We start from the raw sequence: 21368 nt of genomic DNA on the forward strand, positions 1-21368 counted from the left end.
GGCGCTGCGACCGGCGTGCCGGTCGCAGCGCCCTCCGGTAGCTGCAGCGCCCCGCTTTCCCGGAACACCTCATGAAAAGCCTGCTCTGCGCAGTCGGCGCAGCCTTGATTGCGTTTTCCCTGGGCGCCGCTCCCGCCCGTGCCAGCGTCGTCATCGCCGGCACCCGCGTCGTGTTTCCCGCCGCCAACGGCGAAGTCACCGTGCGCCTGAGCAACGAGGGCGAGCAGCCGGCGCTGGTCGAGGCCTGGATCGACGACGGCGACCCCTCCTCCACGCCGGACACCGCCAAGGTGCCCTTCGTGGTGACGCCTCCGCTGGTGCGCATGAACGCCGGCAAGGGCCAGAGCCTGCGCATCGTCTATACCGGGCAGCCGTTGCCGAAGGACCGCGAGTCGTTGTTCTGGCTGAACGTGCTCGAGATCCCGCCCAAGCCATCGGCGCGACCCGGCGAGCAGCAGAACACGCTGCAGTTCGCCGTGCGCTCGCGGCTGAAGCTGTTCTTCCGTCCCGCCGGGCTGGAGGGCGATCTCGCCACTGCCGCGCGTCAGGTCACCTGGGCAGTGGTGGCGGACGGCGCCGGGTACGCCCTGGAGGCGCATAACGCCTCGCCCTACCACATCACCTTCAGCAAGATTTCGCTGGGCGCGGACGGCAAGGCCTATGCGGTGCAGAGCGGGATGGTCGCGCCGCAGGCGTCGCTGCGCCTGCCGGTCGCGGGCCTTGGCCATGCACCGCCCGCGGGATCCACCGTGGACTACACGGTGATCAACGACTTCGGCGCAGCGGCGCCCTACCAGGGCGCGCTCTCGCCGTGAGCCGCGCGCGCGCCAGCGCCTGGGCGGCAGCGACGCGCAGGCAGCAGGCGCGCCGGCGGCTGCTGTCGGCCGTGATCGGCCTGGCGTTGTGCGGCATGGCGGGCGAGGCGGCTTGCGCCAGCGCCGTCGCTGCGGTCGATGCCTCCGCCCCGGCGGCCGATGCACTCGATGCGAGCTTCGATCGCACGATGCTTTCCGGCGCCGGCCAGAACACGACCGACCTGTCGCGCTTCGAGCGCGGCGATTTCGTGCCTTCGGGCACGTACAGCGTCGACATCTACCTGAACGAGCGCCCGGTCGGCCGCAGCGAAGTACGCTTCGCCGCCCCCTCCCAAGACGCCAGCGCGACGCCGTGCGTGACCGGTGCGCTGCTCGACACGCTGGGCCTGCATCCGTCCAACCTGTCGGCGCAGGCTAGCGCCCAGCTTTCCGATGCCGCGGCCTGCGTCGGCATCGAACAGCTCATCCCCGGCGCCAGCATGGCATTCGACATGCCCGACCTGCGCCTGGACACGAGCGTGCCGCAGGCCTTCCTCGGCCAGATGGCGCGTGGCTACGTCGACCCCAAGTACTGGGATTCGGGCGTCACTGCCGGGCTGCTCAACTACAATTTCAACGCTTATCGCACCACCAGCCAGGGGCTGGCGCAGACCTCGGCCTACCTGGGCCTCAACGCCGGCCTCAACCTGGGCCGCTGGCATCTACGCAACGACTCGTCGATGACCTGGCAATCGGCCGTCGGCGGCACGCGCGCCAACCGCCACTGGCAGAACGTGGCCACCTACGCCCAGCGCGACCTGCCCGCCATCCGGGCGCAGCTGACCCTCGGCGATTCGTGGACCAGCGGCGAGGTGTTCGACAGCATCGGCGTGCGCGGCATCCAGCTGGCCACCGACGACCGCATGCTGCCGCAATCCCTGCGCGGCTACGCGCCAACCGTACGCGGCGTCGCCGACAGCAACGCCAAGGTGACCGTGCGCCAGAACGGCATGGTGATCTACCAGACGACGGTGGCGCCCGGCCCGTTCGTCATCAACGATCTCTACGCCACCGGCTATGGCGGCGATCTGGAAGTGAGCGTGTCCGAGGCCAACGGCCGCGTGCACACCTTCGCGGTGCCCTACGCCTCGGTACCGCAATTGCTGCGCGCCGGCGCCACCCGCTTCAGCGTGGCGGCCGGCCAGTTGCGCGACCTGTCGATCGAGCACGAACCGGCGCTGCTCCAGGCCACGGTGCAGCACGGCTTCAACAATCTGTTGACCGGCTACGCCGGCGTGGCCGGTTCGCAAGGCTACGCGACGGCCTTGCTGGGCAGCGCGCTGAACACGCGCTACGGCGCCTTCGCCATGGACGTGTCCACTGCCCGCACGCGCATCCCCGGCGTGGACAACCTTTCGGGCCAGAGCGTGCGCCTGAGCTACAGCAAGATGCTGGCGCAGACCGGCACCTCGCTGACCGTGGCCGCCTACCGCTACTCGACCAGCGGCTATCTCGCCCTGGACGACGCCGCGCGGGCGCGCGACTACGCGCGCCGCGGACTACCCGTGTTCGCCGCCGACCCGGTGCTGCCGCAGACCATCAACGGCGTGCCGGTGTCGGAGCTGCTCACGCCCGGGCAGCTTGCCGCGCTGAACGGCAACGCCGGCTTCGAGGCGCTGCTGCAGGTGGGCGCGGGCATCGACCGCCAGCGCAACAATTTCAGCATCACACTCAATCAGCAGCTGGGCTCGCGCGGCGGTTCGTTCTACGTGAACGGGTCCGCGCGCGACTACTGGAACCGGCCTGGCACCGACACGCAGTTCCAGCTCGGCTACAACAACTCGCTGGGCCGCATGACCTACAACCTTTCGGCCAGCCGCGAGCGTGACCTGTTCGGCCGCAGCGAGAACCGCTACATGGCCTCGCTGACGATCCCGCTGGGCGACAGCGCGCACGCGCCGGTGTTCACCGGCGCGCTCACCCGCGACAGCAACGGCGGCATGCAGGAGCAGGCCACGGTCAACGGCACCGCCGGGGTCGACGACCGGTTCAGCTATGGCGCGACCGCCGCCCACGACAACAGTGGCGTCTCCGGCAGCACGGGCAGTCTCACCGGCGGCTACCGCGGCACGCACGTGCAGCTCAACGCCAGCGTCGGCGCGGGCAGCGGCTATTCGCAGTCGGCGCTGAACGTGGCCGGCGGCATCGTGGCCCATCCCGGCGGCATCATCTTCGGCCAGTCGCTCGGGGATACCGTCGCGATCGTCAGGGCCCCGGACGCGGCCGGCGCACGCATCGGCAATGCGGCGGGCGTGCGCGTGGGGAACGACGGCTATGCGCTGATTCCCTACCTCACCCCTTACGTGCTCAATACGGTCACGATCGATCCGACCGGCCTGTCGCTGGACGTCCAGCTGGACAACACCAGCGCGCAGGTGGCGCCGCGCGCCGGCGCGGTGGTGATGGTGAACTTCAAGAGCGAGAGTGGCCGCTTCATGCTGATCCAGACGCACCTGGACGATGGCAGCACCCTGCCGTTCGGCGCGGAGGTGATGAACGAACAGGGCCGGGTGATCGGCGTGGTCGGCCAGGCCGGCCGGATCATGGTGCGGGTTGCCCGGGATGCCGGGCGCATCAGCGTGCAGTGGCAGGACAACGACGCCACCCGCACCTGCTCGCTTCCCTACAAGCTGTCGCCCGCCGGCAAGGACCGGCACGGCATCGAGCAGATCGAAGCGACCTGCAGGCAGCCGGATTCGGTGGCCGTGGTCGGCAGGAGTGGAACATGATGCGTGCCGTTTTTCTATGGATGGTACTCGCCCTTTCCGCGCTAGTTCCGTTCGCCAGCCGTGCGGATTGCCAGTTTCTTTCAGGGTCAACCTCCACAGTGTCATTCACCGTGGATCCTGTCTCGCTTGCAGCCAATACACCCAATGGCACTGTTATTGGGAGGTCTTCCGAGGTCACGCCACCCAATCCGCCGAGTCTCATTTGTGGACCATTCCTGCGAGGCGAGCAGGTAACGTTCGGCATAGTCAATGCCCGGGGCAGCTATTTGGCCGACAAGTACACCTTCGAAACCGGCACGCCGGGCATCGGCTATCGAATTACCCACCCAACCGACTATCTGACCGCTTACCCTTTCAACCAACAGAATCTCTGGATAAGCACCTTCAACGTGCCATCCACGCTGGAGCTGGTGAAGACCGGGGCCATCCAACCGGGGGTGCTCACCGCAGGCAAGCTCGCGGACTGGAGGTGGGACACGTTGGCCCCCGAAACATTCGTGCTAGGCGCTCCTGTCACGATCACGGCACCGACATGCGCCCTGGTGGCAGATCCGCTCAACGTCACCCTGCCCTCGGTAACCACCAGCGCCTTCACCGGCATCGGCTCGACCTCGGGCACCACGCCCTTCCAGATCAACCTGGCCTGCCCGGCGGGCGTTTCGGTGACCAAGATCACCATGCACACGGCGTTCCCCGCCAGCTACCCGGGGGTGGTGCGGCCGGCCGGCGCGGGCTATGCCGCGGGGATCGGCGTGCGGGTGCTGGACGGCAACATGAACCCGGTGGCCTTCGAGACGCAGACGGCGCTCACGCCCAACGCGACCACCACGATCCCGTACTACGCGCAGTATTTCCAGACGGCCGCGGGCGTCACCGGCGGCAACGTCAAGGCCACGGTGACCTTCGACATCTTCTACCAGTAGCCCGCAGTCCGGGGCATTACTCGTAGGTGCGGACCACCAGCCTGGCCTGCTTCCCGTCGCCCGCGGGGCTGGCGTAGCTGGCGAAATAGCCGAGCAGGCGGTCATTGGCGATCACCGCCGCATCCAGTTCGAACACCGTGCGGGAGTAGGAGCGGGCGGTGTCGCCGGGTGTCTGGCCGCAGGTATGGCGGGTGGACGAGCCTTCGGCGGGCTGGCCCTGGCCGCTCAGGTCGGTGGCCAGGGTACTGACCGAACAGGTCGGCTCGACCACTGCCCCGGCAAAGTCGATGCGCCCGCCGCCGGCCCACGCGCCGGACGCCGCAAGGGCGCACACCGAGCCAATCAACCAACGAAGCGAACCGCGCATGAGCCATCCTCGCGGCACGCACAGACGCGTGCCTGAAAGTGCTTTCGGCACGGCACCGACGGCCTTGATGGCACGCGACGGACTTTCCTCCGAAAGCGCGAACCCCGTCACATTTTTGACGGGCCCGGGTTCGGGGGACGGTTTAGCGCAAGGGGGGTGAGCAGCGCGCCTGCGCTGGCGGGGTACTTATCGACGCGCGAACCACAAACTTGAAGACGGCGTGGTTGGCGCGTCCCTCACGCCATGCGCGGGGGCCCGTACGAGGGCTCCTGCACATACGGCCCAGGCTCAGCGCGAGGAGATGTACTTCTCGCGGCGGATCTGCGCGACCGGGAGGCCGTATTCCTTGAGCGCACTGAAAGCGGCATCGACCATGTTGGGGTTGCCGCACAGGTAGGCGATGTCGCGGTCGGCGTGCGGGGCCAGCTCGGCCAGGACGGTCTGCACGTGGCCACTGCGGTCGTGCGGACGGGGCACGGCGCGGGGCTGGCGGCTCAGGCACCCGTGGAAGGTGAAGCCGGGGTTTTCCTTCGCGAAGGCCTCGAATTCCTCGCCGTAGAGCAGCTCTTCTTCGTTGCGGGCGCCGTAGAGCAGCACCACCTCGCGGTCCCCCTTGGCGAGCAGTTGGCGGATCAGCGGCAGCATGGCGCGGTAGGGCGTGACGCCGGTGCCGGTGGCCAGCAGCAGGTAGCGCGGATGGGTGTCCCCCGGCTGCAGGCAGAAGCGGCCGTAGGGGCCGCTGGCCTCGATCGTTTCGCCCGGCTGCAGGTTGCCCAGCAACTTGGTGGCCGCGCCGCCCTCGACGTAGCTGACCGCGATCTCGATGCGCATGACCGGTGCGCTGCCGTCGCCCACGGTCGCGACCGAATAGCTGCGCTTGGTCGCCGTGCCGTCCTCGTAGTGGAAGTGGACCTGCAGGAACTGCCCGGGCTGGAAGGCCAGCGGCTGCCCGTCGGCGCGCTCGAACACCAGGTGGCGCACGCTGGGGGCGAGCATGAAGCTGTCGACGAGGCGGAGGGTGAAGTGGTCGGCCATGGGATTCCGGAGCGCGGGGCACGCCCGGCGTGAGCGGGCGGCAGGTAAACGGCCCCGTATAATAAAGGGCTGGCCCCCACGGTGCAGCCCATGTCACTCCCCACCGAAGCGGTTCCCGCACTCGTCGTCGACAATCTGCGCAAGACCTACGGCAACGGCGTCGAAGCCCTCAAGGGCATCTCGCTGACCGTCCAGCAGGGCGATTTCTTTGCGCTGCTCGGACCCAACGGCGCCGGCAAGTCCACGCTGATCGGCATCCTCTCCTCGCTGGTCAACTCCACCGGCGGCGACGCGCGCATCTTCGGCGTATCGGTCAACCAGCAGCGCAACGAGGCGATGAAGCTGATCGGGCTGGTGCCGCAGGAGATCAACTTCAACCAGTTCGAGAAGCCGTTCGACATCTGCGTGAACGAGGCCGGCTTCTACGGCATCCCGCGCAGGATCGCCGCGCAGCGCGCGGAGAAGTACCTGAAGGAACTGCGCCTGTGGGACAAGGCGCAGCACCAGGCGCGCATGCTCTCCGGCGGCATGAAGCGGCGCCTGATGATCGCCCGCGCGATGATGAACGAGCCCAAGCTGCTGATCCTGGACGAGCCGACCGCCGGTGTGGACATCGAGATCCGCCGCTCGATGTGGCAGTTCGTCAGCGGCATCAATGCCGCCGGCACCACGGTGATCCTCACCACGCATTACCTGGAGGAAGCCGAGCAGCTGTGCCGCAACATCGCGATCATCAACCACGGCACCATCGTGGAGAACACCTCGATGAAGAAGCTGCTGGCGAAGCTGGACGTCGAAACGTTCATCCTGGACGTCACGCATGCGCCTGCGGAGCTGCCGGTAGTCGAGGGCGTGCAGGTGCGGCGCGTGGACGAATTCACGCTGGAGGCGGAGATGGCACGCGAGCACGACCTCAACTCGCTGTTTGCCATGCTGTCCGCGCGCGGCGTGACGGTGAAATCCATGCGCAACAAGGCCAACCGGCTGGAGGAGCTGTTCGTGCGGCTGGTCGAGAACGGGACGACGCAAGCCGCCTGACGGCGCGGCGCCGGATGCCGGTCCATTCACCCCGGCCCCCTCGCGAGGGGGCTCCATGCACAAGCGAGCCTGACATGAGCAACGCCTCGGCCAACCTGGTCGCCCTGAACACCATCGTGCGCCGCGAGATCGTGCGCATCATGCGCATCTGGACGCAGACCCTGATCCCGCCGGCGATCACGATGACGCTCTACTTCGTCATCTTCGGCAAGCTGATCGGCAGCCGCATCGGCACCATCCAGGGCGGTTTCACCTACATGCAGTACATCGTGCCGGGGCTGGTGATGATGAGCATCATCACCAACAGCTACGGCAACATTTCCAGCTCCTTCTTCGGCGCCAAGTTCAGCCGCGCGGTGGAGGAGATGCTGGTCTCGCCGATGCCCAACTGGGTGATCCTGCTCGGCTACGTCACCGGCGCGGTGACGCGCGGCCTGGTGGTCGGCGCGCTGGTGCTGATGATCGCGCTGTTCTTCACCTCGCTGCACATCGCGCACCCGCTGGTCACCTTCTTCTCGGTGCTGCTGGGCGCGACGATCTTCTCGCTGGCCGGCTTCGTCAACGCGGTCTACGCCAAGAAGTTCGACGACATCGCGCTGGTACCGACCTTCGTGCTGACCCCGCTCACCTACCTCGGCGGCGTGTTCTATTCGGTCAACATGCTGGGCGAGCCGTGGCAGGCGATCTCGCGCGCCAACCCGATCCTGTACATGGTCAACGCGTTCCGCTTCGGCGTGCTGGGCATCAGCGACGTGCACATCGGCGTGGCGTTCGTGGTGATGCTGGCGTTCGTCGCCGGGCTTTCGATCGTGGCGCTGCAGCTGCTCAAGCGCGGCGTGGGCCTGCGTTCCTGACCGGCCTGCGATGCGCGTCAACAAGTACATCAGCGAGGCCGGCCTGTGCTCGCGCCGCGAGGCCGACGAGTGGCTCATTGCCGGGCGCGTCACCATCAACGGCGAGGTGGTCGGCACCGGCGCCAAGGCGCTGGAAGGCGACGAGGTGCGCGTCGACGGCGAGCTGGTGCGCATGCGCGTGCTGGCCGCCACGCCGTCGGCGAAGAAGGCCACCTACATCGCGCTCAACAAGCCGGTCGGCATCACCTGCACCACCGACCAGAGCGTGGCCGGCAACATCGTCGATTTCGTCGACCACCGCGAGCGCGTGTTCCCGGTCGGGCGGCTGGACAAGGATTCCGAAGGGCTGATCCTGCTGACCAGCAACGGCGACATCGTCAACGAGATCCTGCGTGCGGAGAACCGCCACGAGAAGGAATACCTGGTCGCCGTGAACAAGCCGGTGACCGACGCCTTCCTCGCCGGGATGGCGCGCGGCGTGCGCATCCACGGCCAGATGACGCTGCCGTGCAAGGTACGCAAGATCGCGAGATTCGGCTTCGGCATCGTGCTTACGCAGGGGCTGAACCGGCAGATCCGCCTGATGGCTGCGGCCTTCGACTACCGCGTGACCCAGTTGCGCCGCGTGCGCATCGACAACGTACGGCTGGGGCACCTGCGGCCGGGGCAGTGGCGCAACCTCACCGATGCGGAGCTGAAGGGCCTGCTGCCTGGCCGCACGCAGTGGTGAGTGCCTTGTAGGAGCGCACCTGTGCGCGACCGCGGCGCATCATGGTCGCGCACAGGTGCGCTCCTACAGAAAACTCAGCGCTTCACCTGGCCACCCCGGAAGCGGCAGTGGCGCAATCTCACCGATGCGGAGCTAAAGGATCTGTTGCCTGGCAGCACGCAGTGGTGAGCTATCTGTAGGAGCGTCCTTGGGCGCGACCGCGATGCCCCGTGAGGCGCGTACGCCCGCCCGTCCGGTCGCGCCCAAGTGCGCTCCTACAAAAACCGAGGCCTTCGAGCGGCGTCAGTGCTTCACCTCGCCGACCCGGAAGCGACAGACGTGCCCGCCACGGATGATGCATTCCATGTGGTGGATGCGCCGGCCGCTGGCCGCCTCCATGTACGCCAGGTCGAACTTGCACACCTGCGGCACGCTGCGGGCCAGCGCGTGGAACACGCAGTTGAAGGCTTCGACCTGCGGTTCCTGGCCGTGCCTGGCGACCACCGCCTCGTAGCCCAGCGCATCGAGCTGGCTGGCCAGCCGCTGCACGACGTCGTCGTGGCTGGCTTCGGGCGGTAGCGGCACTTCGTGGCCGCCGAGCGTGCGGCCCAGGTCCTGCAGCATCTCCTCCAGCGCGGCCGCGCCGTAGCGCTCGCGCAGCTTGCCCAGCAACGCGGTGCCGAGCAGCCCGTAGTTGCGCGGGAACAGCCCGCGCCCGTTCTCGGTGAGCCGGAAGCGTGCCTGCGGCCGGCCACCGGTCGCCCGCGCCTGCCCGCGTTCGACGAAGTCGCGCGCGAGCAGGGCGCTCAGGTGCTGGCGCACCGCGTTGTGGCTGATGCGCAGGCGCTCGCACAGCTCCTCCACCGAACAGCCCTCCGGTGCCATCAGCAACTGGCGCAGCAGGCGCTGCTGGGTCGATCCGAGCCGTGCGAGCGCGCTCATGCTCAGGCGGCCTTGTCCGGGAACTGCTTGGCGATCGCCGCCGCCAGCGCATCGGAGATCACGTCCATGTGCGCCTGCATCGCCTGCCAGGTGGACTGCTCGCCTTTCATGTCGCCGGCCATGATCTGCTGGATCTGGGTCGCGTGGTGCGCCACGTGGGCGGCCAGCAGGCCCTGCACGGCGTTCTGGGGCAGGTTGGGGTTGGCGCCGGCGAGGAACCTGGCGATCTCGGTGGCGTTGGACTGCAGGGCGGCCATCGCCTTGCGCTCGGCCGCAGCGTCGTTGGCGGCGCGCGCATCGGTCAACGCCTCGACGCCACCCCAGTGACCGGCGAGCAGGTCGAGCATGCGCGCCCCGGCCGGCTTGCCGTAGAAGCCGCCGACCGCATCGGCGATCTGCCTGGCATTGGCGACCACCGCGTCGGCCGCGGCCTTGGCCCTGGCGCTGTCATGCGCGTGTACCGCCAGCGCGTAGTCGCGGGTGTGCACGACGTGGCCGTGCCAGAGCGCGCGCAGCGCGGCGTCGAGCTTGGGCGCGGCGGGGACGGCGGACATCGGGGTGTCGGCCGGAGTGGCCAGGGTCGGGGTGGCCGCGGCGAAGGCGGCGGCGAGGATGAGGGCGGACAGGCAGGTGGAAGGTTTCATGGCTCGGTCTCCAGAGGGCCGTCGCGGATGCGACGACGGGAGTCTGGGCGGGCCTGGTTTACGCGCAATAGCCGTATGTGTAAAGGCCATTTTTAGCCGTATTGCCTGCTTCGAGGCCCGCGTGCCGCGGGCGTACGCTCGCCAGGAGCAGCCGGCAATAGGAAGGCAATGCGGCGGTGACGGGTGTGCGGGAGCCCGGCGACGAATGCTGGCGGCACTGGATCGAGCGCACGCCCCTGGCCCCGCACAGCGCTAAGGTAAGAACCTTTCACCGTGGACACGCACCCCATGCTTCTTCGCCGTCGCCTGCTTCTCTGCGCCCTGCTCCCCTTTGCCGGCGCGGGCCTCGCCACCGGGCTCCCGGCCCAGCCGACCGAGCACCCGGAACTGCATGCCCTCGCCAGCGCGCCGAGCGAAGCCGAGCTGCGCGCCACGATCACCGCACTGGTCGGCTTCGGCACCCGCCACACGCTCTCCGATACCCGCTCAGATACCCGCGGCATCGGCGCGGCGCGGCGCTGGGTCAAGCAACGCTTCGAGCGCATCGGCCAGGACTGTGGCGGCTGCCTGGAGGTGATCACCCCGTCGCAGCGCTTTACCGGCGAACGCGCACCCCGGCCGGTCGAGGTCATGGACGTGGTCGCCATCAAGCGCGGCAGCAGTGATCCGGACCGCGTGATCGTGATCACCGGCCATCTGGACTCGCGCGTCACCGATGTCATGGACGCCACCCACGATGCCCCTGGCGCCAACGACGACTCTTCCGGCGTGGCCGCGCTGATCGAGGCCGCGCGCTTGCTGTCGAAGCAGGACAACCGCGCCACCCTCGTGTTCGCCGCGCTCTCCGGCGAGGAACAGGGACTGTATGGCGGCAAGGTGCTGGCCGACTACGCGGTGGCGCACGGCTGGCGTGTGGAGGCCGAACTCAACAACGACATCGTGGGCAACAGCCGCGGCCAGAACGGCGTACGCGACAACACCGTGGTGCGTGTGTTCTCCGAGGGCACCAGGAGCAACGAGACACTGAAACAGGCGGCCTACCGCCGCTACCACGGCGGCGAGGTCGATTCGCCCTCGCGCAACCTGGCGCGCTTCATGGATCGCCTGGCCGAGGCCTACCTGCCCGACTTCGGCGTGCGCATGGTTTACCGCACCGACCGCTACGGCCGCGGCGGCGACCAGGTGCCGTTCCTGCAGGCCGGCTTTCCGGCGGTGCGTGTGACCGAGGGCCACGAGGATTACACCCGCCAGCACCAGGACCTCAGGCCCGGCTACGGCGACACCCTCGACGGCATCGACTTCCGCTACCTGGCCCGCGTCACCGCGCTCGACGCCATCACGATGGCGGCGCTGAGCCGCGCTCCCGCGCCGCCCGGCGGGGTCGACATCAAGGGCGCGCTGGCGACCGACACCACAGTGAGCTGGCACAAGGTGCCCGGCGCCGCCGGCTACCGCGTGCACTGGCGCGACACCACCGCACCCCTCTGGCAACACGCGCGCGCGGTCGGCGACGTGGACCACGCCGTACTCGAGGACGTGGTGATCGACGACTGGTTCTTCGGCGTTTCATCGCTCTCGGCCGACGGCTACGAAAGCCCGGTGGTATTTCCCGGCGACGCCGGAAGTTTCGAGCGCTCGCCCCCGGTCGCGGAGCAGGCGAACACGCCATAGCGCGGCCCCTGCAGGAGCGCGCCCGTGCGCGACCGCAGTGCACGGACGTCCGGCAGGCGCTCGACCCGACCGTGCGTGCGCCGCGTGTCGGCCCGGACCCATGTCGGCGCGGGCCTGCAGTGGCCCATGCGTGTCCCTGGAGTTTTCACGGTCCTGCCGCCCGGCTGCGGGCGCCGTTCGGCAAGATCGGGATCGGCCGCTCTCAACCGCGCCCGTACGCATCCTCGAAGCGCACGATGTCGTCTTCACCCAGGTAGCTGCCCGACTGCACCTCGATCAGTTCGAGCGGCAGCCGCCCCGGGTTTTCCAGGCGATGTTTCACCCCCAGCGGGATGTAAGTGCTCTGGTTCTCGGTCAACGTGAGCACCTCGTCGCCGCGGGTGATGCGGCCGGTGCCGCTGACGACCACCCAGTGCTCGGCGCGGTGGTGGTGCATCTGCAGGCTCAGGGATGCGCCCGGCTTGACGGTAATGCGCTTGACCTGGAAGCGCTCGCCCACGTCGATGGAGTCGTAGCTACCCCACGGGCGGTACACCTTGCGGTGGCTGGCCGGCTCGCCGCGGCCTTGCGCCTTGAGCCGCGCGACGATGCCCTTGACGTCCTGCACCCGGTCGCGGTGCGCGACCAGCAAGGCATCGGCGGTGTCGACCACCACCACATCCTCCAGCCCCAGCAGGGCGACCAGGCGGCCCTCGGCCCAGGCCAGCGTGTTGCGGCAGTCCTGCGCCACCACGTCGCCGTGGTGCGCGTTGCCGTTGCCGTCCTGCTCGGCCACTTCCCACAGCGCCGACCAGCTGCCGAGGTCGTTCCAGCCTACGTCGACGGGCAGCACCGCGGCCTGGTCCGTGCGCTCCATCACCGCGTAGTCGATCGAATCGGAGGGGCAGGCGGCGAAGGCTGCCTTGTCCAGTCGCACGAAGTCGGCGTCGCGCGACGCGCCGTCGACGGCCGCGCGGCAGGCCTCGAGCATCGCCGGCTGCTGGCGCGCCAGTTCGGCCAGGAACACCGAGGCGCGGAACAGGAACATGCCGCTGTTCCAGACGTACTCGCCCGAGGCGACGTAGGCCTGGGCAGTGGCGGCGTCCGGCTTCTCGACGAACTGCGCCACCTCGCGCACGCCGTCAGCGAGTTCGGCGCCGGCGCGGATGTAGCCGTAGCCCGTTTCCGGGCCATCCGGCACGATGCCGAAGGTGACCAGCCGCCCGCGCGCCGCGGCCGGCTCGGCCCGCCGCACGGCCGCCTGGAACGCGGCCGCGTCCTTGATCACGTGGTCCGAGGGCAGCACCAGCAGCAGCGGATCGGCGCCTTCGCGCGTGGCCTGGAGCGCCGCCGCCGCGATCGCCGGCGCCGTGTTGCGCCCGACCGGCTCCAGCAGGATCGCCGAGGGCACGCAATCGACCTGGCGCAGCTGCTCGGCCACCATGAAGCGGTGCTCCTCGTTGGCCACCACCATCGGCGCGGCCGAGGCCAGCGGCGCGATGCGCAGCCAGGTCGCCTGCAGCATGGTGTCCGAGCCTGCCAGCGGCAGGAACTGTTTCGGATACGACTCGCGCGACAACGGCCACAGGCGCGTGCCCGAGCCACCCGAAAGAATCACCGGAACCATCCACTTCTCCATCCGCCTGACGCCCCCGTCGGCTCTCCCGCGGGAGAGGGCGGACGCGAAAAGCACATGATGCCCTGTAGCGGCGAAGCCTGCGCGTGCGCCTAGGCGACCAGCGCACCGGCGCCCTGCAGATACCACGCGCACATCTGCTCGATCCCGTCGCGCAGCGGCATGCATGGCGCCCAGCCCATGCCGTTCAGGTGCAGCCCCTCCGGCATGGCGCGGTCGGATTGGGGCGCGCGCGTCCGGTGCACCAGCCGCCCCCGGTAGCCGACGGCGTCAGCGGCCATGCGCGCGACGTCGGCAAAGGCGATCTCCTCGCCGCCGTCGACGTTGACCGGAACGTCGCTGCTGTACCGGCGCATCAGGAACAGCGCCGCATCGGCAAAGTCGTCCACCTGCAACCACGGGCGCGCCGGCACACCATCGATCGCCAGTTGCGACAGGCCGTCCGCGCGCGCCTCGTGCAGGCGCCGGACCAGCGCCGGCAACGGGCCCGCCTGGGCGCCGGGGCTGTCGCCCGGTCCGTACAACTCGGCCGGCACGATGCCGATCGCGTCCAGGCGGTATTGCCGCCGGTACGCCTGGCACATGCGGATACCGGCGATCTGCGCAAGCGCCTCGCCGTTCTCGCCCGACTGGATCGCCGCGGACAGCAGCGCGCCCTCGCGCAACGGCGGAAGCGCGGCGGCCGGATGGATGCTCGAGGACGCCAGGAAACACAGCTTGCGCACGTCGGCCCGCCACGCCGAATGGATCACGTTGGCCTGCACCGCCAGGCTCTCGCGGATCGCCTGGTCCCCGCGGCCGCCGGCGGTGCCTTCACGCGCGGCAGTGAGAAACACGTACTCGGGGCGGTGCCGCAGGAAGAACGCATCCACCGACGCGGGCCGCGCGAGGTTCACCTCGTCCGGACCGAGGAAACGGATATTGTCGTAACCGGCCGCCCACAGACGGCGTACCACCGCGCCGCCCACCCAGCCGCACTGCCCGGTGACGAGGATGCGTGCATCCAGGTTCATCGCCCCACCCCATTCGATTCATGCCCGCATGCCGGCCCCAGGAACTCCCGGGCAGCGGGCCGGCCCTATTGTGCACGCACCAGCCCGGCAGAACAGCAGAATTGCGGAATCTGTCTCAGACGGTCACAGGTGCTTGTGCCAGGCATCGACGCCTTCCTCGATCAGCCGGTAGGCGTGATCGAAGGCATCGCGCTCCTTGCGGTAGGGATCGGGGATGTCGCGATCGCCCTGCCATTTGCCGAGCAGGAAAGTGCGCCCCACCGCGTGCGACGAGTAGCGGGCGAGGCTGGCCAGGTGCGCGCGCTGCATCACCAGTATCAGATCGGCCGCGACGATCGCCGCCTCGTCCACCTGGCGCGCGCGATGGCCGGAGGCGTCGATGCCGTGCTCGGCGAGCAGCGCGCCGGCCAGCGGATCGATCGGTTTGCCGGCAAGCGCGGCGAGGCCGGCCGACGCCACCGTGGTCACTCTCCCGCGCAGCCGTTCGCGCAGCAGGTATTCCGCGGTAGGGCTGCGGCAGATGTTGCCGATGCAGACAACCAGGACTTTGTCGAACACGACTTCCCATCCGGGCGGTGGAGAATGCGTTGCCGTCGCGCGGGGCTCCCTGTCGAGGGGAGCGCCGGGCTAATCCGCGACGTCGGCGACCAGCCGGTCCAGCTCCGCCTTCAGCGTGGCGCCATTGACGCGAAGCCAGTCGCGCTGTTCGCGCCAGTTCGGGAACAGCGTGGCGACCAGCGCCCAGAAGCGCGGCGCGTGGCTGCGTACCTTCAGATGGCACAGCTCGTGCGCCAGCACGTAGCGCAGGGCGGCCGGCGGCGCCAGCGCGAGGGCGAGATCCAGGTTGATGCGGTCGCGCGTGTCCAGGCTGCCCCACAGGCTCTTCATCGGGCGGATGCGCAGGGAGGTCGGGGCCAGTCCGAGCTGCGGCACGTAACTGGCCATCCAGCGCGAGACATCGCGGCGCATCTGCGCCTCGAAATGGGAGGCGAGCAGGCCGCGCGCCACCGGCAGCGCACGCGTGTGCGGGCGTGGAATGACCAGGGTCAGGCCGCCGTCGAAGGACTCCACCCGCGGGTACGGGCCTTCGGCCCAGTCCAGCAGGACGGTCTCGCCGCGCAGCGGAAACTCCGTCGCATGCCCCACGCGCAACGGCGGCAGCGGCTTGACGATGAGGTTGAGCTCGTCGAGCTTGCGTTCCAGCCAGTCGGCGTGGCTGCGCAGGAAGGCGCTGACCTGCGAGGGATGGGTCCCGTTGGGATAGGACACCCGGGCGCCCTTGGGCGTGACCGTCAGGCGCAGGCGCCGCGCGCGCGGATGGGCGGCCTTGAGCACGCGGATCGTGCTGCCGCTCGCCGTTGCCAGTTCCAGCCAATCGCCTTGAAGTTCTGCTGCCATGGTCCCGAGCCCGTCGGTAGAGCATAACCTTGCAACGGGGGGTGTGAGGAAAGGGTTGGACGGCCTGCAGGCGCGGTTTCGGGCGGTCGTTCACCCGGCGTTGACGCTTGCGGTTCCTGCTCCCCTGCGCGGAGAAGGTGGCCCGAGGGTCGGATGACGGGCCGGGGCTCGCGGGGAGGCCAGGGAGAGCCGGGTTCCAGCGGGGGTTCACCGCAAGAGTGGCCCCTCACCCCAACGCTCTCCCCGGCGGGGAGAGGGAGCAGGAGCGGAACCGCGCGAGCCGTCATCGTGGCCCCACCGGGGAGCTGACGCGGTCAGGCGTCCTTGGGACGCGGCAGGCCGAACCACTCTTCGAGCTTGCCCAGCAGCCGCTCCAGCTCCAGCGTGAACAGCGCGAAGCGCGCATCGAGCTCGGCGGCGGCGTCCGGGGCGCTGTCGGCCAGTTCGTCGGTCACGACGTCCAGCAGTTTGAGCTTGCGCAGCACCAGGTCCTCGCCCAGCACGAAACTGATGCGGTCGTCGAACACCAGTCCGAGCTGGAACACCTGCTTGCCGTTGCGCAGGTGCTCCTTGATCTCCTCGCTCTCCAGGTCCTGGCGTCGGCAGCGGGCGATGGCGCCGGTGTTGCTGCCCGGGTCGCGCAGTTCGACCTCGTCGCCGAGGGTGAGGCCGGCCGGAAGCGTGCCGTTGGCGAGCCAGTCGGTCATCAGCACGCGGGGGCCTTCCTCCGGCGCCAGCGGGACCGCCGGGAAGCTCCCCAGCGCCTCGCGCATCTGGGTGAGCGCGTTTTCGGCCGACTTGCGGCTGGAGGTGTCCAGCACCAGCCAGCCATGCTGGCGGTCGACGTAGGCGGACATGCGCGAACTGCGCACGAAGGCGCGCGGCAGCAGTTCGTTGAGCAGGTCCTCCTTCATGCGCTTGCGTTCGCGCCCGCCGACCTTGCGGCCTTCTTCCTCGGCGATCTTCTGCACCCGGCGGTGCAATTCGTCGTTGACCACCGCGGCCGGCAGCAGCTTGTCCTCGCCGCCGACGGAGACCCAGGTGCAGTGCTTGACGGCGTGGGTCAACGCGGCTTCCTCGCCGCGGCCGATCGGCGGCACGAAGCCTTTGGTGAACAGCTCCAGCGGGCCGCACGGGCGCAGGCGGTGCTCGCCGAGCACGTCGTCCAGGCGGGAGAGGTCTTCGGCGACGGCGGGGGAAAAACGGAACAGCGTGAGGTTGCGGAAGAACATGGATGATCCGGTTGGGGCTTGCGCTTTGATCGAGCGCCCTTCGGCTCGGTCCTTCGGACCTGTGCCAGGGCGAACGATCTGGAAATGGGTCGGACCCTTCGGCTCCGGGGGCGGCGCTCGGGGTGAACGGTGAAGGATATCGCTCAGGCGAACGTCTGAGGTTATCCGATAACCGTTGGCCCTGAACGGAGCGCCGCGAAGTCGAAAAGCCGCGCCCGGTGCCGGGGCTAGCGGCTGACCGCCGCCACCGCCTCGGCCACGTAATCGAGGTTGCCGCGGTTGAGCGCGGCCACGCAGATGCGCCCGGTGCCCAGCGCGTAGATGCCGTACTCCTCGCGCAGGCGTTCGACCTGCGCGCGGGACAGGCCCGAGTAGGAGAACATGCCGGCCTGCTGCTGGATGAAGGCGAACTGCGGCGCGCCGTGCGCGGCGAGCTTCTCGACGAGCCCTGCGCGCATCGCATGGATGCGCTCGCGCATGCCGGCCAGCTCGGCCTCCCACATCGCCCGCAGCTCCGGGCTGCCGAGCACGCCGGCAACCAGCGCGCCGCCGTGGGTGGACGGGCTCGAATAGTTGGCGCGGATGGTCTGCTTGATCTTGGCGCGCAGCCGCGCAGCCTCCTCCCGGTCGGCGCCGACGATCGACAGCGCGCCCACGCGCTCGCCGTACAGCGAGAACGACTTGGAGTAGGAGCTGGCCACCACGAAGGCCTCGATGCCCGAGGCGGCGAACAGCCGGATCGCGGTGGCGTCGGCATCGATGCCCTCGTCGAAGCCCTGATAGGCGATGTCGACGAACGGCAGCAGGTTGCGCGCCTTGACCAGGTCGACCACCTGCTGCCACTGCTGCGCATCCAGGTCCACGCCGGTGGGGTTGTGGCAGCACGCGTGCAGCAGCACCACGGTGCCGGACTCCAGCCTGCCGAGGTCCTCCAGCATGCCGGCGAAATCCAGGCCGTGCGTGGCGGCGTCGTAGTAGCGGTAGTCGACGACCTCGAAGCCGGCGTTGCCGAACACCACGCGATGGTTTTCCCAGCTCGGGCTGCTGATCGCGATGCGCGCCCCGGGCAGCACCTTCTTGAGCAGGTCGGCGCCGACGCGCAGCGCGCCGCTGCCGCCGATGGTCTGCGCGGTGGCGACGCGACCGGCCTCCAGCAGCGGCGAGTCCTCGCCGAACAGCAACTGCTGGGTCAGCGTGTCGTACACCGGCAGGCCGTCGATCGGCAGGTAGCCGCGCGGCTTGGCCTGCGCCGCCAGCGCCTGCTCCACCTCGCGCACCGCGCGCAGCAGCGGGATGTGGCCTTGTTCGTCGACGTAGATGCCCACGCCCAGGTTGACCTTCTGCGGGCGCTGGTCGGCCAGGTAGGCCTCGGTAAGGCCGAGGATCGGATCACCCGGGGCCATTTCAACGGAAGCAAAGTGGGACACAGGAAGACTCGCGTGAAAAGTGGAAAGGAAAGTATGGACGTCTAGACGTCGTCGTCGACGAGCGCCGCGCCCGCCGGCTCGCCGGCCAGCCAGCCGTGCGCGTCGGCGCGTGGGGCACCTTCGCGCGCGCCCAGCGCGGCGAAGTCGAACAGGTTGCGATCGGCCAGCTGCGAGGGCACGACATGGCCCAGCGCCCGGAAGATGGTTTCGCAGCGCCCGGGGTGCTGGGCTTCCCATTCCTGCAGCATGCGGCCGATCGCCTTGCGCTGCAGGTTCTCCTGCGAGCCGCAGAGGTTGCAGGGGATGATCGGAAACGCACGCTCGCGCGCGTACTCGGCGATGTCGCTCTCGCGACAGTAGGCGAGCGGCCGGACCACCACGTGGCGACCGTCGTCCGAGCGCAGCTTCGGCGGCATCGCCTTCAGGCTCGCGCCGTGGAACAGGTTGAGGAAGAACGTCCCCAGAATGTCGTCGCGGTGATGTCCCAGCGCGATGCGCGTGATGCCGTTCTCCGCCGCCCACTTGTAAAGCGCGCCGCGGCGCAGCCGCGAGCACAGGCTGCACATGGTCTTGCCCTCGGGGATCACGCGGGTGACCGTGCTGTAGGTGTCCTGCTCGATGATGTGGAACGGCACGCCGCGCGCGCCCAGGTAGTCCGGCAGCACACGGGCCGGAAAGCCGGGCTGCTTCTGGTCCAGGTTCACCGCGATCAGGTCGAAGCGCACCGGCGCCTTCGCCTGGAGCGAAAGCAGCAGGTCGAGCAGGGTGTAGGAATCCTTGCCGCCGGACAGGCAGACCATCACGCGGTCGCCGTCCTCGATCATCTGGAAATCGGCAATTGCCTGGCCGACCTGGTGGCGCAGCCGCTTGGCCAGCCGGGCGGCCTCGTGGGCCCGCCTGCGATCGGCGCGGGGGTCGGGAAGAACGGTGGACATGTGCGTCATTGTACCCTGCCCGCCGCCGCTGCCCGGCAGCGTTACACTGTGGGCCTGTGCCCCACCGTCACGTCCGCCATGCAGGTCCAGGACCCCATCCAGATCGCCCGCCGCCTGGCCGAACTGCGCCAGGAGCACCGCGACCTGGACGCGGCGATCAGCCACATGGCCACCCATCCGGCGCGCGACGAGCTGCAGTTGACGCGACTGAAGAAGCGCAAGTTGCTGCTCAAGGACGCGATCGCGCGGCTGGAGAGCAAGATGATCCCGGACCTGGACGCCTGATGCCGACGCCCGCCGTGCTGCAGGACGCGCACGTCGTCCTCGAACCGCTCGCTGCCGAACACGTCCCGTCGCTGGAGACGGCTGCCGCCGACGGCGAGTTGTGGCGATTGTGGTTCACCTCGGTGCCGGCGCCGGGCGGGATGGCCGCCTACGTGGAAAAGGCGCTGGCCGGGCAGCGCGAGGGGCGCATGCTGCCGTTCGCCATCCGCGAGCGCGCCACCGGCGAGCTGGTCGGCAGCACGCGCTTCTATGACCTGGTCGACGACCCGCCGCGCGCGGCGATCGGCTACACCTGGTACGCCAGGCGCTGGCAGAAGAGCCACCTCAACACCGCCTGCAAGCGGCTGCTGCTGGAGCATGCGTTCGAACGGATGGGGCGCGTGGCGGTGGAGTTCCACACCGACGGGCGCAACCTCGATTCGCAGCGGGCGATCGAGCGGCTGGGGGCGCAGCGCGAGGGGGTGCTTCGCGCGCACAAGCGGCGGCCGGACGGGAGCCTGCGCGATACGGTCTGTTATTCGATCCTTGCGCGCGAGTGGCCGGACGTGAAGCGCTGGCTGGAGTTGCGGCTGGCGCGGCTGGCTGCTTCGAGCTAGCGCTTCGGCTTTGCGGGGGTTTCTCGCAAGCCTTGGCCCCCTCTCCCCTCCCGGGAGAAGGCCGGGGTGAGGGGCCGGGGCGCGCCCGGAACTTCCTAGCGCACCCCGCGCGGATGCACTTCCACCGTCGCAGTCATTCCCGCCGCGAGCATCGTCCCGGGCGGCATGTTCGACGTATCGATCGCGATCCGCACCGGCACGCGCTGCGCCAGCCGCACCCAGTTGAAGGTCGGATTGACGTCCGCCAGCAGGTCGCCGCCGGCCGGGTTGTCGCGGTCGGTAATGCCGTGCGCGATGCCGGTGATGGTGCCTTCGAGATGCACGCCGCCGGCCATCAGCCGCACGTCGACCGGATCACCGACGCGCAGCTGCGGCAGCTTGGTCTCCTCGAAGTAGCCGTAGAGGTAGTAGCTGTGCGCGTCGATCAGGGCCAGCCGCGGCGTGCCGGTGGCGGCGTAGTCGCCCACGCGCACGGCGAGGTTGGTGACGTAGCCGTCGACCGGGGCGCGTACCTCGGTTCGTTCCAGGTCCAGTTGCGCACGATCCAGCGCCACCTGCGCCTGCTCGACCGCCGCTGCAGCCTGCTCGCGCGCGGCGTTGGCCTGGCTGCCGCCGGCCTGGGCCTGCTGCCAGCTCGCGCGGGCGGCGCTGGCGGTGGCGGCGGCATCGCTGCGCGCCTCGCGCGAGATGACGTCGCCCATCTGAGCGCGCCGCTGCGCCTGTTCGGCATACATGCGGTACTGCGCCTGCCGGGCCTTGGCGCTGGCCACGGCCGCGGCGATGTTGGCGCCGGCGGCGCGCGCGCCGGCTTCGGCCGCGGCCAGGTTGGCCTCGGCCTGCGCCACCGCATTGCGGAAGCGCGCCTGGTCGATCACCAGCAGCAGGTCACCCTTGTGCACGAACTGGTTGTCGACCACCGCCACGCGATCGACCAGCCCGGAGACGTCAGGTGCCACCCGCACCACCTCGGCCCGCACGCGACCGTCGCGCGTCCACGGCGCGTAAAGGTAGTGCTTCCACAGCGCGTGGCCGAGCAGCACGGCGAGCACCACCACGGTGGCGGTGACCAGGAATCGGAGCAGGGCGGCAGCTTTCATGGGG

Annotated in this window: 21 protein-coding genes; 9 read left to right on the top strand and 12 right to left on the bottom strand. The window is 69.4% G+C overall.

What is annotated here, in order from left to right; genetic code table 11:
• Positions 1-71 precede the first annotated feature (71 nt).
• Genes ACFWZU_RS07485 through ACFWZU_RS07495 form a run of 3 tightly spaced genes read left to right on the top strand, consistent with a single transcriptional unit; the run spans position 72 to position 4506 of the window.
• Complete coding sequence (locus ACFWZU_RS07485; protein ID WP_439700790.1) at positions 72-815, top strand: fimbrial biogenesis chaperone; 744 nt, start codon at positions 72-74, stop codon at positions 813-815.
• On the top strand, positions 812-3583 hold the full coding sequence (locus tag ACFWZU_RS07490; protein ID WP_439700791.1) for a fimbria/pilus outer membrane usher protein: 2772 nt from the start codon (positions 812-814) through the stop codon (positions 3581-3583). The genes ACFWZU_RS07485 and ACFWZU_RS07490 overlap by 4 nt, the downstream gene beginning before the upstream one ends.
• Positions 3580-4506: a fimbrial protein gene (locus ACFWZU_RS07495; protein WP_439700792.1), complete on the top strand. Its 927-nt coding sequence runs from the start codon at positions 3580-3582 to the stop codon at positions 4504-4506. Before ACFWZU_RS07490 ends, ACFWZU_RS07495 begins: the two co-directional genes overlap by 4 nt.
• Positions 4507-4522: 16 nt before the next feature.
• Here ACFWZU_RS07495 and ACFWZU_RS07500 read toward each other — a convergent pair whose 3' ends face one another.
• Both ACFWZU_RS07500 and ACFWZU_RS07505 read right to left on the bottom strand, forming a co-directional pair.
• A complete protein-coding gene (locus tag ACFWZU_RS07500; protein ID WP_439700793.1) occupies positions 4523-4873 on the bottom strand; it encodes a hypothetical protein in 351 nt (116 codons plus the stop codon).
• Between the two features lie 288 nt (positions 4874-5161).
• Complete coding sequence (locus ACFWZU_RS07505) at positions 5162-5908, bottom strand: ferredoxin--NADP reductase (protein WP_439700794.1); 747 nt, start codon at positions 5906-5908, stop codon at positions 5162-5164.
• A 90-nt stretch (positions 5909-5998) separates the two neighbouring features.
• Between ACFWZU_RS07505 and ACFWZU_RS07510 the strand changes: the two genes are divergently transcribed.
• From ACFWZU_RS07510 to ACFWZU_RS07520, 3 genes are all read left to right on the top strand, one after another.
• On the top strand, positions 5999-6946 hold the full coding sequence (locus ACFWZU_RS07510; protein WP_439700795.1) for an ABC transporter ATP-binding protein: 948 nt from the start codon (positions 5999-6001) through the stop codon (positions 6944-6946).
• Positions 6947-7020: 74 nt separating this feature from the next.
• On the top strand, positions 7021-7800 hold the full coding sequence (locus tag ACFWZU_RS07515; protein ID WP_439700796.1) for an ABC transporter permease: 780 nt from the start codon (positions 7021-7023) through the stop codon (positions 7798-7800).
• Positions 7801-7810: 10 nt separating this feature from the next.
• Entirely contained in the window at positions 7811-8530 is a 720-nt protein-coding gene (locus ACFWZU_RS07520) for a pseudouridine synthase (protein WP_439700797.1), read from the top strand.
• A gap of 282 nt (positions 8531-8812) precedes the next feature.
• On the opposite strand, the gene ACFWZU_RS07525 is transcribed toward ACFWZU_RS07520, so the two are convergent.
• Positions 8813-9451: a helix-turn-helix transcriptional regulator gene (locus ACFWZU_RS07525; protein WP_439700798.1), complete on the bottom strand. Its 639-nt coding sequence runs from the start codon at positions 9449-9451 to the stop codon at positions 8813-8815.
• A gap of 2 nt (positions 9452-9453) precedes the next feature.
• The gene (locus tag ACFWZU_RS07530) at positions 9454-10095 is read right to left on the bottom strand and encodes a hypothetical protein (protein WP_439700799.1); all 642 of its coding nucleotides are present in this window, start codon (positions 10093-10095) and stop codon (positions 9454-9456) included.
• 288 nt (positions 10096-10383) lie between these two features.
• Here ACFWZU_RS07530 and ACFWZU_RS07535 point away from each other — a divergent pair, with 288 nt between their 5' ends.
• A complete protein-coding gene (locus ACFWZU_RS07535) occupies positions 10384-11766 on the top strand; it encodes a M20/M25/M40 family metallo-hydrolase (protein ID WP_439700800.1) in 1383 nt (460 codons plus the stop codon).
• 202 nt (positions 11767-11968) lie between these two features.
• Here the strand turns inward: ACFWZU_RS07535 and ACFWZU_RS07540 are convergent, their stop codons facing one another.
• The 7 genes from ACFWZU_RS07540 to ttcA form a co-directional block, all read right to left on the bottom strand.
• Entirely contained in the window at positions 11969-13372 is a 1404-nt protein-coding gene (locus tag ACFWZU_RS07540; protein ID WP_439700801.1) for a mannose-1-phosphate guanylyltransferase/mannose-6-phosphate isomerase, read from the bottom strand.
• 101 nt (positions 13373-13473) lie between these two features.
• Positions 13474-14394 carry an NAD-dependent epimerase/dehydratase family protein gene (locus tag ACFWZU_RS07545; RefSeq protein WP_439700802.1) on the bottom strand — a complete coding sequence of 307 codons (921 nt, stop codon included), beginning with the start codon at positions 14392-14394 and terminating at the stop codon, positions 13474-13476.
• A gap of 123 nt (positions 14395-14517) precedes the next feature.
• Positions 14518-14952, bottom strand: a complete 435-nt coding sequence (locus ACFWZU_RS07550) for a low molecular weight protein-tyrosine-phosphatase (RefSeq protein ID WP_439700803.1) — start codon at positions 14950-14952, stop codon at positions 14518-14520.
• A 69-nt stretch (positions 14953-15021) separates the two neighbouring features.
• Positions 15022-15792, bottom strand: a complete 771-nt coding sequence (locus ACFWZU_RS07555) for a M48 family metallopeptidase (RefSeq protein ID WP_439700804.1) — start codon at positions 15790-15792, stop codon at positions 15022-15024.
• Positions 15793-16106: 314 nt separating this feature from the next.
• Positions 16107-17024: a recombination-associated protein RdgC gene (locus ACFWZU_RS07560; RefSeq protein ID WP_439700805.1), complete on the bottom strand. Its 918-nt coding sequence runs from the start codon at positions 17022-17024 to the stop codon at positions 16107-16109.
• A gap of 227 nt (positions 17025-17251) precedes the next feature.
• Positions 17252-18451: an aromatic amino acid transaminase gene (locus tag ACFWZU_RS07565; RefSeq protein WP_439700806.1), complete on the bottom strand. Its 1200-nt coding sequence runs from the start codon at positions 18449-18451 to the stop codon at positions 17252-17254.
• Positions 18452-18492: 41 nt separating this feature from the next.
• Positions 18493-19386 (bottom strand): tRNA 2-thiocytidine(32) synthetase TtcA, encoded by an 894-nt coding sequence (ttcA, locus tag ACFWZU_RS07570; RefSeq protein WP_439700807.1) that lies wholly within the window; start codon positions 19384-19386, stop codon positions 18493-18495.
• Between the two features lie 78 nt (positions 19387-19464).
• Here ttcA and ACFWZU_RS07575 point away from each other — a divergent pair, with 78 nt between their 5' ends.
• Both ACFWZU_RS07575 and ACFWZU_RS07580 read left to right on the top strand, forming a co-directional pair.
• A complete protein-coding gene (locus ACFWZU_RS07575; protein ID WP_209618745.1) occupies positions 19465-19671 on the top strand; it encodes a YdcH family protein in 207 nt (68 codons plus the stop codon).
• A complete protein-coding gene (locus tag ACFWZU_RS07580) occupies positions 19671-20267 on the top strand; it encodes a GNAT family N-acetyltransferase (protein ID WP_439700808.1) in 597 nt (198 codons plus the stop codon). The genes ACFWZU_RS07575 and ACFWZU_RS07580 overlap by 1 nt, the downstream gene beginning before the upstream one ends.
• Positions 20268-20362: 95 nt before the next feature.
• Here ACFWZU_RS07580 and ACFWZU_RS07585 read toward each other — a convergent pair whose 3' ends face one another.
• Positions 20363-21364: a biotin/lipoyl-binding protein gene (locus ACFWZU_RS07585; protein WP_439700809.1), complete on the bottom strand. Its 1002-nt coding sequence runs from the start codon at positions 21362-21364 to the stop codon at positions 20363-20365.
• Positions 21365-21368 lie beyond the last annotated feature (4 nt).

The organism is Frateuria sp. GZRR33 (assembly GCF_051900425.1).
GTDB lineage: Bacteria > Pseudomonadota > Gammaproteobacteria > Xanthomonadales > Rhodanobacteraceae > Frateuria_A.

What these genes read in the sequence shown, in the direction of transcription:
- ACFWZU_RS07485 (WP_439700790.1), top strand. Translation starts at nt 72, where the DNA reads ATGAAAAGCCTGCTCTGCGCAGTCGGCGCAGCCTTGATTGCGTTTTCC.
- ACFWZU_RS07495 (WP_439700792.1), top strand. Translation starts at nt 3,580, where the DNA reads ATGATGCGTGCCGTTTTTCTATGGATGGTACTCGCCCTTTCCGCGCTA.
- ACFWZU_RS07500 (WP_439700793.1), bottom strand. Translation starts at nt 4,873, where the DNA reads ATGCGCGGTTCGCTTCGTTGGTTGATTGGCTCGGTGTGCGCCCTTGCG.
- ACFWZU_RS07505 (WP_439700794.1), bottom strand. Translation starts at nt 5,908, where the DNA reads ATGGCCGACCACTTCACCCTCCGCCTCGTCGACAGCTTCATGCTCGCC.
- ACFWZU_RS07510 (WP_439700795.1), top strand. Translation starts at nt 5,999, where the DNA reads ATGTCACTCCCCACCGAAGCGGTTCCCGCACTCGTCGTCGACAATCTG.
- ACFWZU_RS07515 (WP_439700796.1), top strand. Translation starts at nt 7,021, where the DNA reads ATGAGCAACGCCTCGGCCAACCTGGTCGCCCTGAACACCATCGTGCGC.
- ACFWZU_RS07520 (WP_439700797.1), top strand. Translation starts at nt 7,811, where the DNA reads ATGCGCGTCAACAAGTACATCAGCGAGGCCGGCCTGTGCTCGCGCCGC.
- ACFWZU_RS07525 (WP_439700798.1), bottom strand. Translation starts at nt 9,451, where the DNA reads ATGAGCGCGCTCGCACGGCTCGGATCGACCCAGCAGCGCCTGCTGCGC.
- ACFWZU_RS07530 (WP_439700799.1), bottom strand. Translation starts at nt 10,095, where the DNA reads ATGAAACCTTCCACCTGCCTGTCCGCCCTCATCCTCGCCGCCGCCTTC.
- ACFWZU_RS07535 (WP_439700800.1), top strand. Translation starts at nt 10,384, where the DNA reads ATGCTTCTTCGCCGTCGCCTGCTTCTCTGCGCCCTGCTCCCCTTTGCC.
- ACFWZU_RS07540 (WP_439700801.1), bottom strand. Translation starts at nt 13,372, where the DNA reads ATGGTTCCGGTGATTCTTTCGGGTGGCTCGGGCACGCGCCTGTGGCCG.
- ACFWZU_RS07545 (WP_439700802.1), bottom strand. Translation starts at nt 14,394, where the DNA reads ATGAACCTGGATGCACGCATCCTCGTCACCGGGCAGTGCGGCTGGGTG.
- ACFWZU_RS07555 (WP_439700804.1), bottom strand. Translation starts at nt 15,792, where the DNA reads ATGGCAGCAGAACTTCAAGGCGATTGGCTGGAACTGGCAACGGCGAGC.
- ACFWZU_RS07560 (WP_439700805.1), bottom strand. Translation starts at nt 17,024, where the DNA reads ATGTTCTTCCGCAACCTCACGCTGTTCCGTTTTTCCCCCGCCGTCGCC.
- ttcA (WP_439700807.1), bottom strand. Translation starts at nt 19,386, where the DNA reads ATGTCCACCGTTCTTCCCGACCCCCGCGCCGATCGCAGGCGGGCCCAC.
- ACFWZU_RS07575 (WP_209618745.1), top strand. Translation starts at nt 19,465, where the DNA reads ATGCAGGTCCAGGACCCCATCCAGATCGCCCGCCGCCTGGCCGAACTG.
- ACFWZU_RS07580 (WP_439700808.1), top strand. Translation starts at nt 19,671, where the DNA reads ATGCCGACGCCCGCCGTGCTGCAGGACGCGCACGTCGTCCTCGAACCG.
- ACFWZU_RS07585 (WP_439700809.1), bottom strand. Translation starts at nt 21,364, where the DNA reads ATGAAAGCTGCCGCCCTGCTCCGATTCCTGGTCACCGCCACCGTGGTG.